27 protein-coding genes are annotated in these 15,378 nt (G+C 54.9%); all 27 read right to left on the minus strand.

The window, feature by feature from the left end; all coding sequences use genetic code 11:
- Positions 1-24: 24 nt before the first annotated feature.
- The gene (gene rpmJ, locus T3A99_RS19625) at positions 25-141 is read right to left on the minus strand and encodes a 50S ribosomal protein L36 (RefSeq protein ID WP_002555468.1); all 117 of its coding nucleotides are present in this window, start codon (positions 139-141) and stop codon (positions 25-27) included.
- Positions 142-171: 30 nt separating this feature from the next.
- A complete protein-coding gene (gene secY, locus T3A99_RS19630; RefSeq protein WP_047229771.1) occupies positions 172-1,500 on the minus strand; it encodes a preprotein translocase subunit SecY in 1,329 nt (442 codons plus the stop codon).
- Positions 1,501-1,938, minus strand: coding sequence for a 50S ribosomal protein L15 (rplO, locus tag T3A99_RS19635; RefSeq protein ID WP_003186032.1), 438 nt, complete (start codon positions 1,936-1,938; stop codon positions 1,501-1,503).
- A 3-nt stretch (positions 1,939-1,941) separates the two neighbouring features.
- Positions 1,942-2,118: a 50S ribosomal protein L30 gene (gene rpmD / locus T3A99_RS19640; RefSeq protein WP_003186033.1), complete on the minus strand. Its 177-nt coding sequence runs from the start codon at positions 2,116-2,118 to the stop codon at positions 1,942-1,944.
- 2 nt (positions 2,119-2,120) lie between these two features.
- Positions 2,121-2,621, minus strand: coding sequence for a 30S ribosomal protein S5 (gene rpsE, locus T3A99_RS19645; protein WP_003186035.1), 501 nt, complete (start codon positions 2,619-2,621; stop codon positions 2,121-2,123).
- Between the two features lie 3 nt (positions 2,622-2,624).
- Positions 2,625-2,975: a 50S ribosomal protein L18 gene (gene rplR / locus T3A99_RS19650; protein WP_003186037.1), complete on the minus strand. Its 351-nt coding sequence runs from the start codon at positions 2,973-2,975 to the stop codon at positions 2,625-2,627.
- Between the two features lie 10 nt (positions 2,976-2,985).
- Positions 2,986-3,519, minus strand: coding sequence for a 50S ribosomal protein L6 (gene rplF / locus T3A99_RS19655; RefSeq protein ID WP_003186039.1), 534 nt, complete (start codon positions 3,517-3,519; stop codon positions 2,986-2,988).
- Between the two features lie 12 nt (positions 3,520-3,531).
- Entirely contained in the window at positions 3,532-3,924 is a 393-nt protein-coding gene (rpsH, locus tag T3A99_RS19660; protein WP_017848802.1) for a 30S ribosomal protein S8, read from the minus strand.
- A gap of 210 nt (positions 3,925-4,134) precedes the next feature.
- Positions 4,135-4,440 carry a 30S ribosomal protein S14 gene (gene rpsN, locus T3A99_RS19665; protein ID WP_003186042.1) on the minus strand — a complete coding sequence of 102 codons (306 nt, stop codon included), beginning with the start codon at positions 4,438-4,440 and terminating at the stop codon, positions 4,135-4,137.
- A 13-nt stretch (positions 4,441-4,453) separates the two neighbouring features.
- The gene (rplE, locus tag T3A99_RS19670) at positions 4,454-4,993 is read right to left on the minus strand and encodes a 50S ribosomal protein L5 (protein WP_003186044.1); all 540 of its coding nucleotides are present in this window, start codon (positions 4,991-4,993) and stop codon (positions 4,454-4,456) included.
- 20 nt (positions 4,994-5,013) lie between these two features.
- Positions 5,014-5,328: a 50S ribosomal protein L24 gene (rplX, locus tag T3A99_RS19675; RefSeq protein ID WP_003186046.1), complete on the minus strand. Its 315-nt coding sequence runs from the start codon at positions 5,326-5,328 to the stop codon at positions 5,014-5,016.
- Positions 5,329-5,339: 11 nt separating this feature from the next.
- On the minus strand, positions 5,340-5,708 hold the full coding sequence (gene rplN / locus T3A99_RS19680; protein ID WP_002555479.1) for a 50S ribosomal protein L14: 369 nt from the start codon (positions 5,706-5,708) through the stop codon (positions 5,340-5,342).
- A 23-nt stretch (positions 5,709-5,731) separates the two neighbouring features.
- Positions 5,732-5,998 carry a 30S ribosomal protein S17 gene (rpsQ, locus tag T3A99_RS19685; protein ID WP_003194644.1) on the minus strand — a complete coding sequence of 89 codons (267 nt, stop codon included), beginning with the start codon at positions 5,996-5,998 and terminating at the stop codon, positions 5,732-5,734.
- Positions 5,999-6,000: 2 nt separating this feature from the next.
- The gene (rpmC, locus tag T3A99_RS19690; protein WP_002555481.1) at positions 6,001-6,192 is read right to left on the minus strand and encodes a 50S ribosomal protein L29; all 192 of its coding nucleotides are present in this window, start codon (positions 6,190-6,192) and stop codon (positions 6,001-6,003) included.
- Entirely contained in the window at positions 6,192-6,605 is a 414-nt protein-coding gene (gene rplP, locus T3A99_RS19695) for a 50S ribosomal protein L16 (protein WP_003186052.1), read from the minus strand. The genes rpmC and rplP overlap by 1 nt, the downstream gene beginning before the upstream one ends.
- Before the next feature lie 12 nt (positions 6,606-6,617).
- Positions 6,618-7,304: a 30S ribosomal protein S3 gene (gene rpsC / locus T3A99_RS19700; protein WP_003176422.1), complete on the minus strand. Its 687-nt coding sequence runs from the start codon at positions 7,302-7,304 to the stop codon at positions 6,618-6,620.
- Positions 7,305-7,317: 13 nt separating this feature from the next.
- The gene (rplV, locus tag T3A99_RS19705; protein WP_003103908.1) at positions 7,318-7,650 is read right to left on the minus strand and encodes a 50S ribosomal protein L22; all 333 of its coding nucleotides are present in this window, start codon (positions 7,648-7,650) and stop codon (positions 7,318-7,320) included.
- An 11-nt stretch (positions 7,651-7,661) separates the two neighbouring features.
- On the minus strand, positions 7,662-7,937 hold the full coding sequence (gene rpsS / locus T3A99_RS19710; RefSeq protein WP_002555486.1) for a 30S ribosomal protein S19: 276 nt from the start codon (positions 7,935-7,937) through the stop codon (positions 7,662-7,664).
- A 16-nt stretch (positions 7,938-7,953) separates the two neighbouring features.
- A complete protein-coding gene (gene rplB, locus T3A99_RS19715) occupies positions 7,954-8,778 on the minus strand; it encodes a 50S ribosomal protein L2 (RefSeq protein WP_003186055.1) in 825 nt (274 codons plus the stop codon).
- A gap of 14 nt (positions 8,779-8,792) precedes the next feature.
- Positions 8,793-9,092 (minus strand): 50S ribosomal protein L23, encoded by a 300-nt coding sequence (gene rplW, locus T3A99_RS19720; RefSeq protein WP_002555488.1) that lies wholly within the window; start codon positions 9,090-9,092, stop codon positions 8,793-8,795.
- Positions 9,089-9,691 carry a 50S ribosomal protein L4 gene (rplD, locus tag T3A99_RS19725; RefSeq protein WP_003186057.1) on the minus strand — a complete coding sequence of 201 codons (603 nt, stop codon included), beginning with the start codon at positions 9,689-9,691 and terminating at the stop codon, positions 9,089-9,091. The genes rplW and rplD overlap by 4 nt, the downstream gene beginning before the upstream one ends.
- A gap of 12 nt (positions 9,692-9,703) precedes the next feature.
- On the minus strand, positions 9,704-10,339 hold the full coding sequence (gene rplC, locus T3A99_RS19730) for a 50S ribosomal protein L3 (RefSeq protein WP_003186059.1): 636 nt from the start codon (positions 10,337-10,339) through the stop codon (positions 9,704-9,706).
- Between the two features lie 80 nt (positions 10,340-10,419).
- The gene (gene rpsJ / locus T3A99_RS19735; RefSeq protein WP_003186070.1) at positions 10,420-10,731 is read right to left on the minus strand and encodes a 30S ribosomal protein S10; all 312 of its coding nucleotides are present in this window, start codon (positions 10,729-10,731) and stop codon (positions 10,420-10,422) included.
- A 155-nt stretch (positions 10,732-10,886) separates the two neighbouring features.
- Positions 10,887-12,080 (minus strand): elongation factor Tu, encoded by a 1,194-nt coding sequence (gene tuf, locus T3A99_RS19740; RefSeq protein ID WP_003186103.1) that lies wholly within the window; start codon positions 12,078-12,080, stop codon positions 10,887-10,889.
- A gap of 30 nt (positions 12,081-12,110) precedes the next feature.
- Complete coding sequence (gene fusA, locus T3A99_RS19745; RefSeq protein ID WP_047230481.1) at positions 12,111-14,216, minus strand: elongation factor G; 2,106 nt, start codon at positions 14,214-14,216, stop codon at positions 12,111-12,113.
- Between the two features lie 30 nt (positions 14,217-14,246).
- Positions 14,247-14,717: a 30S ribosomal protein S7 gene (rpsG, locus tag T3A99_RS19750; RefSeq protein WP_003186074.1), complete on the minus strand. Its 471-nt coding sequence runs from the start codon at positions 14,715-14,717 to the stop codon at positions 14,247-14,249.
- Positions 14,718-14,819: 102 nt separating this feature from the next.
- Positions 14,820-15,191: a 30S ribosomal protein S12 gene (rpsL, locus tag T3A99_RS19755; protein WP_003186084.1), complete on the minus strand. Its 372-nt coding sequence runs from the start codon at positions 15,189-15,191 to the stop codon at positions 14,820-14,822.
- Positions 15,192-15,378 lie beyond the last annotated feature (187 nt).

Below are 15,378 nucleotides of genomic sequence, written 5' to 3' on the forward strand. Positions count from 1 at the left end.
GCCGGGCTTAAAGCACAATCACACTCAGCCTTGGCGCTGTTTGTGACGCGGTTCCGCGCTGCAAATTACCCGAACAACGCCTTCGCGGCGAATAATCTTGCAGTTACGGCACAGCTTTTTCACCGATGCACGAACTTTCATCACCAACTCCTCGAACCTTATGGACGCTACTCAGCGCAACATGCCGCTGCCGTAGCCCTTCAGGTTGGCTTTCTTCATCAGGGATTCGTACTGGTGCGAAACGAGGTGCGATTGTACTTGGGACATGAAGTCCATCACAACCACGACCACGATCAGCAACGAGGTCCCGCCAAGGTAGAACGGAACGTTTGCCGCAACCACCAGGAACTGGGGAAGCAAGCAGACGGCCGTCATATAGAGAGCACCGAACAAGGTCAAACGAGTCAAAACGCCATCAATGTAGCGCGCCGACTGCTCGCCTGGACGGATACCCGGAATAAAGGCACCGGACTTCTTCAGGTTTTCCGCTACGTCTTTCGGATTGAACATCAACGCCGTATAGAAGAAGCAGAAGAAAATAATCCCTGCACTAAACAGCAGAATATTCAACGGCTGACCAGGAGCGATCGACTGCGAGATGTCCTGCAGCCAGCCCATACCTTCAGACTGACCAAACCAGGCACCCAGCGAAGCCGGGAACAGCAAAATGCTGCTCGCAAAAATAGCCGGGATAACACCGGCCATATTCACCTTCAGCGGCAAGTGGCTAGTCTGCGCAGCAAATACCTTGCGGCCCTGCTGACGCTTGGCGTAGTGAACAGCAATACGACGCTGACCACGCTCAATGAACACCACGAAACCGATAATCGCTACTGCCAGCAAACCGATCGCAACCAGGGCAAAAATGTTGATGTCACCCTGACGCGCAGACTCGAAAGACTGCCCGATCGCTCTCGGAAGACCGGCGACGATACCTGCGAAAATCAACATCGAGATACCGTTGCCAACACCACGCTCAGTAATCTGCTCACCCAGCCACATCATGAACATCGCACCCGCCACAAACGTGGTTACTGCGACGAAATGGAAGCCAAAGTCACCAGTGAACGCTACGCCTTGCCCTGCCAGACCGATGGACATGCCAACAGCCTGGACAAGAGCAAGGACGACGGTGAGGTAGCGGGTGTACTGGCTGATCTTGCGACGGCCAGCTTCACCTTCCTTCTTCAACTGTTCCAGCTGTGGGCTGACGGCGGTCATCAGTTGCATGATGATCGATGCCGAGATGTACGGCATGATCCCCAGAGCAAAGATACTCATCCGTTCCAGCGCACCGCCGGAAAACATGTTGAACAAGCTAAGAATGGTCCCCTCATTCTGTCGAAACAGGTCCGCGAGTCGGTCCGGGTTGATACCTGGAACCGGGATGTGTGCGCCTATTCGGTAGACGATAATCGCCAGGAACAGAAAACGCAGACGAGCCCAGAGTTCAGACATACCGCCTTTGCCGAGCGCAGAGAGAGCACCTTGCTTAGCCATTTATTCCTCGAACTTGCCGCCAGCTGCTTCGATAGCCGCACGCGCACCTTTGGTGGCGCCGATTCCCTTTCCGATGGTGACAGCGCGAGCAACTTCGCCCGACAGCATGATTTTCACACGCTGTACGTTCTGGTTGATCACGTTGGCATCCTTCAGGGACTGCACGGTGACGATGTCGCCATCCACTTTAGCCAGCTCGGACAGACGCACTTCTGCGCGATCCATGGCCTTCAGGGAAACGAAACCGAACTTCGGCAGGCGACGATGCAGCGGCTGTTGACCGCCTTCAAAGCCTGGAGCAATGGTGCCACCGGAGCGGGATGTTTGACCTTTGTGGCCACGGCCACCGGTCTTGCCCAAACCACTACCGATACCACGGCCCGGACGATGCTTTTCGCGACGGGAACCCGGCGCTGGACTCAGATCATTGAGTTTCATCGATTAACCCTCTACACGCAGCATGTAGTAGGCCTTGTTGATCATCCCGCGATTCTCGGGAGTATCCAGGACCTCTACAGTGTGACCGATGCGACGCAGACCCAAACCCTTAACGCACAGTTTGTGGTTAGGGATGCGGCCGGTCATGCTTTTGATCAGCGTAACTTTTACGGTAGCCATGATCAGAAGATCTCCTTGACGCTTTTGCCACGCTTGGCGGCAATGGATTCAGGAGACTGCATTGCTTTCAAACCCTTGAAAGTGGCGTGAACCACGTTTACTGGGTTAGTCGAGCCGTAGCACTTGGCCAGAACGTTCTGAACGCCAGCAACCTCGAGGACAGCACGCATAGCGCCGCCAGCGATGATACCGGTACCTTCAGAAGCAGGCTGCATGTACACCTTCGAAGCGCCATGGGCGGACTTCATTGCGTACTGCAGAGTGGTGCCGTTCAGATCAACCTGGATCATGTTGCGGCGAGCAGCTTCCATTGCCTTCTGGATCGCAGCAGGCACTTCACGCGACTTGCCACGGCCGAAGCCAACACGCCCTTTACCATCACCAACCACGGTCAACGCGGTGAAAGTGAAGATACGGCCGCCTTTAACGGTTTTGGCTACGCGGTTAACTTGAACCAGCTTCTCGATGTAGCCTTCGTCGCGCTTTTGGTCGTTATTTGACATAACTTAGAACTCCAGCCCAGCTTCACGAGCAGCATCAGCCAGCGCCTTGACGCGGCCGTGGTACTTGAAGCCAGAGCGGTCGAAAGCCACCTGCGAGACGCCAGCGGCTTTAGCACGCGTAGCGACCAGCTGGCCAACCTTAGTGGCCGCGTCGATGTTGCCAGTGGCGCCATCACGCAGTTCTTTATCCAAAGTCGAGGCACTCGCCAGGACTTTGTTGCCGTCGGCCGAAATGACCTGGGCGTAGATGTGCTGCGACGAGCGGAACACGCAGAGACGCACGACTTCGAGTTCGTGCATTTTCAGGCGTGCTTTGCGAGCGCGACGCAGTCGAGTAACTTTTTTGTCGGTCATTTGCTATGCCCTACTTCTTCTTGGCTTCTTTACGACGGACGACTTCGTCCGCGTAGCGCACACCTTTGCCTTTGTACGGCTCTGGTGGACGGAAGTCGCGGATCTCGGCGGCCACTTGACCTACCAGCTGCTTGTCGATGCCCTTGATCAGGATATCGGTCTGGCTAGGAGTCTCAGCGGTGATGCCTTCCGGCAGTTCATAATCCACTGGGTGCGAGAAGCCAAGAGCCAGGTTCAGCACTGTGCCTTTTGCTTGCGCCTTGTAACCAACACCGACCAGCTGGAGCTTGCGCTCGAAGCCTTGGCTTACGCCTTGGACCATGTTGTTTACCAACGCACGAGTGGTACCAGCCATTGCGCGAGTCTGTTGATCGCCATTGCGAGCAGCGAAACGCAGCTCACCAGCTTCTTCAACAATCTCAACGGACGAATGGATGTTCAGTTGCAGAGTGCCCTTGGCACCCTTCACCGAAAGCTGTTGGCCTGCGAATTTGACTTCGACACCGGCTGGCAGCTTAACGGGGTTCTTAGCGACGCGTGACATGCTTATCCCCCCTTAGAACACAGTGCAAAGAACTTCGCCGCCGACACCGGCAGCGCGCGCAGCACGATCCGTCATCACACCTTTGTTGGTGGAGACGATAGACACACCGAGACCGCCACGAACTTTTGGCAGATCCTCGACGGACTTGTACTGACGCAGGCCTGGACGGCTAACGCGCTTCACTTCCTCGATGACCGGACGGCCTTCGAAGTACTTCAGCTCGATGGACAGCAGTGGCTTGATTTCGCTGCTGATCTGATAACCCGCAATGTAACCTTCGTCCTTCAGGACTTTGGCAACAGCTACCTTCAAAGTAGAAGATGGCATGCTTACGACGGACTTTTCAGCCATCTGGGCATTACGGATACGAGTTAGCATGTCCGCTAACGGGTCCTGCATACTCATGGGCTAGACGCTCCTAATACACAAAAAATTAGCCTTTCGGCTACTACGTGTCGCCGAGTACATCCGCGCGATAAAAGCACGGGCTCAGGCGAGCCGGGTATTCTAGACACACCCCACAAATGAATCAAGCCCCAAAAGGGGCTTGATTCAAGTTCAAGGTCACCGGCGGTCAGGATCTTGCGACCCCGAACACCGAGACATTGACAGTGCTTACCAGCTGGCTTTAACCAGACCTGGAACGTCACCACGCATTGCAGCTTGACGCAGCATGTTACGGCCGAGGCCGAACTTGCGGTACACGCCGTGCGGACGACCAGTCAGGCGGCAGCGGTTACGCATGCGCGAAGCGCTTGCGTCACGTGGCTGCTTCTGCAGTGCTACGGTAGCTTCCCAACGCGCTTCTGGACTTGCGTTCAGATCAACGATGATAGCTTTCAGCGCTGCACGCTTGGTGGCGTACTTGGCAACGGTGAGCTGACGCTTCAGCTCACGGTTTTTCATGCTCTTCTTGGCCATTTTCCTACTCCAATCAGTTGCGGAACGGGAATTTGAAAGCGCGCAGCAGTGCGCGACCTTCGTCATCCGTCCGAGCAGTGGTGGTCAGGGTAATGTCCAGACCGCGGAGAGCGTCGATCTTGTCGTAATCGATTTCCGGGAAAATGATCTGCTCTTTAACGCCCATGCTGTAGTTACCACGACCATCGAAGGACTTGGCATTCAGGCCGCGGAAGTCGCGAACCCGAGGCAGGGAGATCGACAGCAGACGATCCAGGAACTCGTACATACGCTCACGGCGCAGGGTCACTTTGACGCCGATCGGCCAACCTTCACGGACTTTAAAGCCAGCGATGGATTTCCGAGCGTAAGTCACAACGACTTTCTGACCGGTGATCTTTTCCAGGTCAGCAACAGCGTGCTCGATGACTTTTTTGTCGCCGATCGCTTCGCCCAGACCCATGTTCAGGGTGATTTTGGTAACGCGCGGAACTTCCATCACGTTCGAAAGCTTAAGTTCTTCCTTAAGCTTCGGTGCGATTTCCTTCCGGTAAATCTCTTTTAGTCGTGCCATGGTCTTCTACCTAGCAGTGTTCAAGCATCAACCGCTTTTTGGGTCGACTTGAAGACACGAATTTTCTTACCGTCTTCTACTTTGAAACCAACGCGGTCAGCCTTGTTGGTTTCGCCGTTGAAAATGGCGACGTTGGAAGCGTGCAGTGGCGCTTCTTTCTCGACGATACCGCCCTGTACGCCCGACATCGGGTTAGGCTTGGTATGGCGCTTGACCAGGTTCAAGCCACCAACAACCAGACGGTTGTCAGCGAGAACCTTCAGCACCTTACCGCGCTTACCCTTGTCCTTGCCGGCGATCACGATGATCTCGTCGTCACGACGAATCTTTTGCATGTCGGATCTCCTTACAGCACTTCTGGGGCGAGCGAGACGATCTTCATGAACTTCTCAGTACGAAGCTCACGGGTCACTGGCCCAAAGATACGGGTGCCGATTGGCTCTTGCTTGTTGTTCAACAGAACAGCAGCGTTGCCATCAAAGCGGATGATGGAGCCGTCAGCGCGACGAACACCGTGGCGAGTGCGGACTACAACAGCAGTCATCACTTGGCCTTTTTTCACCTTACCGCGAGGAATTGCTTCCTTGACGGTAACTTTGATGATGTCACCAATACCAGCGTAACGACGATGGGAGCCACCCAGCACCTTGATGCACATAACACGGCGAGCGCCGCTGTTATCGGCCACATCGAGCATGGATTGAGTCTGAATCATATAATTTCTCCGACCCCTAGCCCTTAGACTTCCACAGCGCGTTCGAGAACATCAACCAGCGCCCAAGACTTGGTCTTGGCCATCGGACGAGTTTCACGAATAGTGACTTTGTCGCCGATGTGGCACTGATTGGTTTCGTCGTGCGCGTGCAGCTTAGTCGAACGCTTAACGTATTTACCGTAGATCGGGTGCTTAACGCGACGCTCGATCAGAACGGTGATGGTTTTGTCCATCTTGTCGCTGACAACACGGCCAGTCAGCGTACGGACAGTTTTTTCGGCTTCAGCCATGATTACTTACCTGCCTGCTGGTTGAGCACAGTTTTCACGCGAGCGATGTCACGCTTAACTTGCGAGAGCAGATGAGACTGCCCCAACTGGCCAGTTGCTTTCTGCATACGCAGATTGAACTGGTCGCGCAGCAGGCCGAGCAGTTGCTCGTTCAGCTGCTGTGCTGATTTTTCACGAAGTTCATTCGCTTTCATCACATCACCGTCCGTTTAACAAAGGAGGTGGCGAGCGGCAGCTTTGCAGCAGCCAGGGCGAAAGCCTCACGCGCCAGCTCTTCAGAAACACCCTCGATTTCATACAGGACTTTGCCTGGCTGAATCTGGGCAACCCAGTACTCCACGTTACCCTTACCTTTACCCATCCGAACTTCGAGTGGCTTCTTGGTGACAGGCTTGTCCGGGAATACACGGATCCAGATCTTGCCGCCACGTTTTACGTGACGGGTCAGAGCACGACGCGCTGACTCGATCTGACGAGCGGTGAGACGACCACGAGCAACAGACTTCAGCGCGAACTCGCCGAAGCTGACTTTGCTACCGCGCAATGCCAGGCCACGGTTGTGACCGGTCATCTGCTTGCGGAACTTCGTACGCTTTGGTTGCAACATTTGGCGTACCCCTTACTTAGCAGCTTTTTTACGAGGCGCTGGTGCTTGTGGCTTCAGCTCTTCTTGGCGACCACCAATTACTTCGCCTTTGAAGATCCAAACCTTTACACCGATCACACCGTAGGTGGTGTGAGCTTCGTAGTTGGCATAGTCGATGTCGGCACGCAGGGTGTGCAGTGGCACACGACCTTCGCGATACCATTCAGTACGTGCGATTTCAGCACCGCCGAGACGACCGCTCACTTGGATTTTGATGCCTTTGGCACCAATGCGCATTGCGTTCTGTACAGCGCGCTTCATAGCGCGACGGAACATTACACGACGCTCCAGCTGCTGAGCTACGCTCTGCGCAACCAGCATACCGTCGAGCTCCGGCTTGCGGATCTCTTCGATATTGATGTGCACAGGCACACCCATTTGCTTGGTCAGGTCCTGACGCAGCTTCTCAACATCTTCACCTTTCTTCCCGATAACGATACCTGGACGAGCAGTGTGGATGGTGATGCGTGCAGTCTGCGCCGGACGATGGATATCGATACGGCTTACGGACGCGCTTTTTAGTTTGTCTTGGAGATACTCACGCACCTTCAGATCAGCGAACAAGTAGTCCGCATAAGTCCGACCGTCTGCGTACCAGACGGAGGTGTGCTCCTTGACGATTCCCAGGCGAATGCCAATGGGATGTACTTTCTGACCCATCTCTTCGACTCCGTTACTTGTCAGCAACCTTGACAGTGATATGGCAAGACCGCTTGACGATGCGATCAGCACGGCCTTTGGCACGTGGCATGATGCGCTTCAGCGAACGCCCTTCGTTGACGAAAACGGTGCTGACCTTCAGGTCATCAACATCTGCGCCTTCGTTATGCTCGGCGTTGGCTACGGCCGACTCCAGCACTTTCTTCATGATCTCGGCGGCTTTCTTACTGCTGAAAGCCAACAGGTTGAGCGCTTCGCCCACCTTCTTCCCGCGGATCTGGTCGGCGACCAAGCGGGCTTTCTGGGCGGAGATTCGAGCGCCCGACAACTTAGCGGCTACTTCCATTTCCTTACCCCTTAACGCTTGGCTTTCTTGTCAGCCACGTGCCCACGGTATGTGCGGGTACCGGCAAACTCGCCCAGTTTGTGGCCGACCATGTCTTCGTTAACGAGAACTGGGACGTGTTGGCGACCGTTGTGTACTGCGATGGTCAGACCGACCATTTGTGGCAGGATCATCGAACGACGCGACCAGGTCTTAACTGGTTTGCGATCGTTCTTTTCCGCCGCCACTTCGATCTTCTTCAGTAGGTGAAGATCAATAAAAGGACCTTTTTTCAGAGAACGTGGCACTGTCGTATCCCTCTATTTACTTGCGACGACGGACGATCATTTTGTCGGTACGCTTATTACCACGAGTCTTCGCGCCCTTAGTCGGGAAGCCCCATGGCGATACCGGATGACGACCACCAGAGGTACGACCTTCACCACCACCATGTGGGTGGTCAACCGGGTTCATGGCAACACCACGAACGGTTGGGCGAACGCCACGCCAGCGCTTGGCACCAGCTTTACCCAACGAACGCAGGCTGTGCTCGGAGTTCGAGACTTCGCCCAGGGTCGCACGGCACTCAGCCAGTACTTTACGCATCTCACCAGAACGCAGACGCAGGGTCACGTAGACACCTTCACGAGCGATCAACTGAGCCGAAGCACCAGCGGAACGAGCGATCTGTGCGCCTTTACCTGGCTTCAATTCGATGCCGTGTACGGTGCTACCAACTGGAATGTTACGCAGCTGCAGAGCGTTGCCCGGCTTGATCGGTGCCAAAGCACCTGCGATCAGCTGGTCGCCAGCACTCACGCCTTTAGGGGCGATGATGTAGCGACGCTCGCCATCTGCGTACAGCAGCAGAGCGATGTGAGCAGTACGGTTTGGATCGTATTCGATACGCTCGACGGTGGCAGCGATGCCATCCTTGTCGTTGCGACGGAAGTCGACCAGACGATAATGCTGCTTATGACCACCACCGATGTGACGAGTGGTAATACGGCCATTGTTGTTACGACCACCAGACTTCGATTTTTTCTCGAGCAGCGGTGCGTGAGGAGCGCCTTTATGCAGCTCCTGGTTGACCACCTTGACCACAAAACGGCGGCCAGGGGAAGTCGGTTTGCATTTAACGATTGCCATGATGCACCCCTTCCTTACTCAGCACTGCTGCTGAAATCGAGATCTTGGCCTGGCTGAAGGGAGATAACTGCCTTCTTCCAGTCATTACGCTTGCCCAGACCGCGAGCAGTGCGCTTGCTCTTACCCAGAACATTCAGGGTAGTAACGCGCTCTACTTTCACGCTGAACAGGCTTTCGACGGCCTTCTTGATTTCCAGCTTGGTTGCGTCGGTAGCAACCTTGAAAACGAACTGGCCTTTCTTGTCTGCCAGAACCGTAGCCTTCTCGGAAACGTGCGGGCCAAGCAGAACTTTAAATACGCGTTCCTGGTTCATCCCAGCAGCTCCTCGAATTTCTTCACGGCCGACACGGTGATCAACACCTTGTCGTATGCGATCAGACTGACCGGATCGGAACCTTGCACGTCACGAACATCAACGTGTGGCAGGTTGCGAGCAGCCAGGTACAGGTTCTGATCAACAGCGTCAGACACGATCAGGACGTCAGTCAGGCCCATGCCGTTCAGCTTGTTCAGCAGATCTTTGGTTTTCGGTGCTTCAACAGCGAAGTCCTGAACCACGACCAGACGATCAGTACGCACCAGCTCAGCAAGGATGGAACGCATTGCTGCGCGATACATCTTCTTGTTCAGCTTCTGGGAGTGATCCTGAGGACGAGCTGCAAAAGTGGTACCGCCGCCACGCCAGATTGGGCTACGGATAGTACCGGCACGAGCACGGCCAGTACCTTTCTGACGCCATGGGCGCTTACCGCCACCAGAAACGTCGGAACGGGTCTTTTGCTGCTTGCTACCTTGACGGCCGCCAGCCATGTAGGCCACGACTGCTTGGTGAACCAGCGTCTCGTTGAATTCGCCGCCAAATGTCAGTTCGGAAACTTCGATCGCTTGAGCGTCATTTACATTTAATTGCATGTCAGCTTCCCCTTAACCGCGAGCCTTGGCTGCTGGACGTACAACCAAGTTGCCGCCAGTAGCGCCAGGAACAGCGCCCTTGACCAACAACAGATTGCGTTCAGCGTCCACGCGCACTACTTCGAGGGACTGCACGGTCACGCGCTCAGCGCCCATATGACCGGACATTTTTTTGCCCTTGAATACACGACCAGGAGTCTGGCACTGGCCGATAGAGCCTGGAACGCGGTGGGATACGGAGTTACCGTGGGTGTTATCTTGCCCGCGGAAGTTCCAACGCTTGATCGTACCCTGGAAGCCTTTACCCTTGGACTGACCGGTTACATCAACCAGTTGACCAGCAGCGAAGATTTCAGCGTTGATCAGATCGCCGGCCTGGTACTCGCCTTCTTCAAGGCGGAATTCCATTACGGTACGACCAGCGGCAACGTTCGCCTTGGCGAAGTGGCCAGCTTGAGCAGCTGTTACACGCGAAGCACGACGCTCGCCGACAGTGACTTGCACTGCACGATAGCCATCGGTCTCTTCAGTTTTGAACTGGGTGACGCGATTCGGCTCGATCTCAATGACCGTGACCGGAATGGAGACACCTTCTTCGGTGAAAATACGGGTCATACCGCATTTACGACCGACTACACCAATAGTCATGTTGTAAACCTCATGAGTGTACGGGGCTTTCACCCGCTATGGCCGCCCATTTCAGAGCGTTACACGACCAAGACCGAGTCTTAGCCGAGGCTGATCTGCACTTCCACACCGGCCGCAAGATCAAGCTTCATAAGTGCATCAACGGTTTTATCCGTTGGCTGGACGATGTCCAGAACGCGCTTATGAGTACGGATCTCGTACTGGTCACGCGCGTCTTTGTTGACGTGCGGGGAGACCAGAACGGTGAACCGCTCTTTACGGGTAGGCAGTGGAATTGGACCACGCACTTGAGCACCAGTACGTTTCGCGGTTTCCACGATTTCCTGGGTGGATTGGTCGATCAGGCGATGGTCAAAAGCCTTCAACCTGATACGGATTTGCTGATTTTGCATTGGATTTCAGACTCCGGCTGCTATTCCCACCGAGCGCAATACGCCCGTTAAAAGGAGGCGCAATTCTATAGACGCCCCTGATAGGTGTCAACCCAATAAAAAAGCCCCCGCTAGGCGGGGGCTCTTCAACTCATCAAGCTGACTCTACAAGAGACTTACTCGATGACTTTGGCTACGACGCCAGCGCCGACGGTACGACCGCCTTCACGGATAGCGAAACGCAGACCGTCTTCCATCGCGATGGTCTTGATCAGAGTGACAGTCATCTGGATGTTGTCACCTGGCATTACCATTTCAACGCCTTCTGGCAGCTCGCAGTTACCGGTCACGTCAGTTGTACGGAAGTAGAACTGTGGACGGTAGCCTTTGAAGAACGGAGTATGACGGCCGCCTTCTTCCTTGCTCAGAACGTAAACTTCTGCAGTGAACTTGGTGTGCGGCTTGACGGTGCCTGGCTTGACCAGAACCTGGCCACGCTCAACGTCGTCACGCTTGGTGCCGCGCAGCAGTACGCCGCAGTTCTCGCCAGCACGACCTTCGTCGAGCAGCTTGCGGAACATTTCAACGCCGGTGCAGGTAGTTTTCTGAGTATCGCGCAGACCGACGATCTCAACTTCTTCCTGGATGCGGACGATGCCACGCTCAACACGACCAGTCACAACAGTACCGCGACCGGAGATCGAGAATACGTCTTCGATTGGCATCAGGAACGGCTTGTCGATAGCACGCTCTGGCTCTGGGATGTAGCTGTCCAGAGTTTCCACCAGCTTCTTGACAGCGGTGGTGCCCATTTCGTTGTCGTCTTGGCCGTTCAGAGCCATCAGAGCCGAACCGATGATGATTGGAGTGTCATCACCTGGGAAGTCGTAAGTGCTCAGCAGATCGCGCACTTCCATCTCAACCAGTTCCAGCAGCTCAGCGTCGTCAACCATGTCAGCCTTGTTCAGGAAGACAACGATGTACGGAACGCCTACCTGACGGGACAGCAGGATGTGCTCACGGGTTTGTGGCATCGGACCATCAGCGGCCGAGCAAACCAGGATCGCGCCGTCCATCTGGGCAGCACCAGTGATCATGTTTTTTACGTAGTCGGCGTGACCTGGGCAGTCAACGTGTGCGTAGTGACGCACGGCCGAATCGTATTCAACGTGAGCGGTGTTGATGGTGATACCGCGAGCTTTCTCTTCCGGGGCGCTGTCGATCTTGTCGAAGTCAACCTTGGCCGAACCGAAAACTTCGGAGCAGACACGGGTCAGAGCAGCGGTCAGCGTGGTTTTACCGTGGTCGACGTGACCGATGGTGCCAACGTTGACGTGCGGTTTGTTCCGTTCAAATTTTTCTTTAGCCACGACAATTAACTCCTAGCTTAAAGGGCTGAATCAGCCTTGCTTTTTGGTAACAGTTTCGACGATATGCGACGGAGCTGTATTGTATTTTTTGAATTCCATAGAGTAGCTCGCGCGACCCTGAGACATGGAACGAACGTCGGTTGCGTAACCGAACATTTCACCCAACGGAACCTCGGCACGAATGACCTTGCCGGAAACCGTATCTTCCATACCCAGAATCATGCCACGACGACGGTTAAGGTCGCCCATGACATCACCCATGTAGTCTTCAGGCGTAACAACCTCTACCGCCATGATCGGCTCAAGCAACTCACCACCGCCCTTCTGGGCCAGTTGCTTGGTCGCCATGGAAGCAGCCACCTTGAACGCCATCTCGTTGGAGTCGACGTCGTGGTAAGAACCATCGAACACAGTCGCCTTCAGGCCGATCAGCGGATAGCCGGCAACAACGCCGTTCTTCATCTGCTCTTCGATACCCTTCTGGATCGCCGGGATGTATTCCTTAGGAACCACACCACCTACGACTTCGTTCACGAATTGCAGACCTTCCTGACCTTCGTCAGCCGGCGCAAAACGAATCCAGCAGTGACCGAACTGGCCACGACCACCGGACTGGCGAACGAACTTGCCTTCAATTTCACAGTTCTTCGTGATGCGCTCACGATAGGAAACCTGAGGCTTGCCGATGTTGGCTTCGACGTTGAACTCACGGCGCATCCGGTCAACCAGGATGTCCAGGTGCAACTCGCCCATGCCAGAGATGATCGTTTGACCGGTCTCTTCATCAGTCTTGACGCGGAAAGATGGATCTTCCTGAGCAAGCTTGCCCAGAGCGATACCCATTTTTTCCTGGTCATCCTTGGTTTTTGGCTCAACGGCAACCGAAATAACCGGCTCCGGGAAGTCCATGCGAACCAGGATGATCGGCTTGTCAGCGTTGCACAAGGTTTCACCGGTGGTGACGTCCTTCATGCCGATCAAGGCCGCGATGTCGCCAGCGCGCACTTCCTTGATCTCTTCGCGGGCGTTTGCGTGCATTTGCACCATACGACCCACACGCTCTTTCTTGCCTTTAACAGAGTTGATCACGCCGTCGCCGGAGTTCAACACGCCCGAGTAAACCCGAACGAAGGTCAAGGTGCCCACGAATGGGTCGGTAGCGATCTTGAACGCCAGGGCCGCGAAAGGCTCGTCGTCGCTTGCATGACGCTCCATTTCCTCTTCCTCGTTATCAGGGTTGGAACCCTTGATAGCAGGAATGTCGGTTGGAGCAGGCAGGAAGTCGATCACAGCATCGAGAACCAGGGGAACACCCTTGTTCTTGAAGGAAGAACCGCAAACAGCCAGAACGATCTCACCAGCGATGGTACGCTGACGCAGAGCGGCCTTGATTTCCTCGTTGGTGAGCTCTTCACCCTCAAGGTACTTGTTCATCAGCTCTTCGTTGGCTTCGGCCGCAGCCTCAACCATGTTGCCGCGCCACTTCTCGGCTTCTTCCAGCAACTCTGCCGGGATGTCCTTGCGAACAGGAACCATACCCTTGTCAGAATCGTTCCAGTAGACAGCTTGCATGTTGATCAGATCGATCTGACCCTGGAAGTTGTCTTCGGAACCGATAGCCAGCTGGATCGGCACCGGAGTGTGACCCAGACGCTGCTTGATCTGACCGATCACGCGCAGGAAGTTGGCACCAGCACGGTCCATCTTGTTTACGTAAACAAGACGTGGAACACCGTATTTGTTGGCCTGACGCCATACGGTTTCCGACTGAGGCTCAACACCCGAGGTACCGCAGAACACAACCACAGCGCCGTCGAGTACACGCAGGGAACGCTCAACTTCAATGGTGAAGTCCACGTGACCCGGGGTATCGATAACGTTGAAGCGATGCTCGTGCGGATACTGCTTCTCGGAACCCTTCCAGAAGGCGGTAATGGCAGCAGAAGTAATGGTAATACCACGCTCCTGCTCCTGCACCATCCAGTCGGTGGTCGCGGCGCCATCATGCACCTCGCCCATCTTGTGACTTTTGCCAGTGTAAAAAAGGACGCGCTCAGTGGTGGTGGTTTTACCAGCATCCACGTGGGCAACGATACCGATGTTACGGTAGCGATTAATCGGTGTAGTACGAGCCATAAAGCCCTCGCAAATTGAGTGACGCTAGAATTAGAAGCGGTAGTGCGAGAAAGCCTTGTTGGCTTCAGCCATACGGTGCACGTCTTCACGCTTCTTAACTGCAGCACCTTTACCTTCAGCAGCGTCCAACAGTTCGCCAGCCAAACGCAGAGCCATGGACTTCTCACCGCGCTTGCGGGCGAAGTCTACCAACCAGCGCATTGCCAGGGCGTTACGACGGGACGGACGAACTTCGACCGGAACCTGGTAAGTAGCACCGCCTACACGGCGCGACTTCACTTCGACCAGCGGAGCGATGGCGTCGAGAGCTTTCTCGAAGATTTCCAGGGGATCGCTGTTCTTGCGTTCCTTAACTTTGTCCAGTGCGCCATAAACAATACGCTCGGCAACGGCTTTCTTGCCGCTTTCCATTACGTGGTTCATGAACTTGGCGAGAATCTGGCTTCCGTATTTCGGATCGTCCAGAATCTCACGTTTGGCTGCTACGCGACGTCTTGGCATTGATAAGCCCTCAAACGGTCTTCAGGTTAGCCCGGGACAGCTAATGCGTGCCCGACCTTACTCTTATCGACTCAATAAAATGAAAAACTGCAAAACGGCCGATTACTTCGGACGCTTGGTACCGTACTTCGAACGACCCTGGTTACGACCTTTAACGCCGGAAGTATCCAAAGAACCGCGAACGGTGTGGTAACGAACACCTGGCAAGTCTTTTACACGACCGCCGCGGATCAGTACCACGCTGTGCTCTTGCAGGTTGTGGCCTTCACCACCGATGTACGAGGAAACCTCGAAACCGTTGGTCAGACGCACACGGCATACTTTACGCAGTGCCGAGTTAGGTTTTTTCGGCGTGGTGGTATACACACGGGTGCATACGCCACGACGTTGCGGGCAGTTCTGCAGCGCAGGCACGTCGGATTTCTCGACGATACGCTTACGCGGCTGACGTACCAGCTGGTTGATAGTTGCCATCTACTAGCTCCACTGTTGTCTTGCGACGCTATTGTCTTACAAGAAAAGCAAAATGGCAGGAACGAATTCCCGCCAAATTTAGGGGATCAAGAGTCTAAAGAGGATCTTGTTCCCAGTCAAGGCAAGGCCCCGACCTCCCCGCCCGCCGGATCTCGACATTTTGTCTCGATCCAGCAAACGGGATGAC

Source organism: Pseudomonas sp. N-137, assembly GCF_034555295.1.
In the GTDB taxonomy this organism is placed as follows: Bacteria; Pseudomonadota; Gammaproteobacteria; order Pseudomonadales; family Pseudomonadaceae; genus Aquipseudomonas; species Aquipseudomonas rhizophila.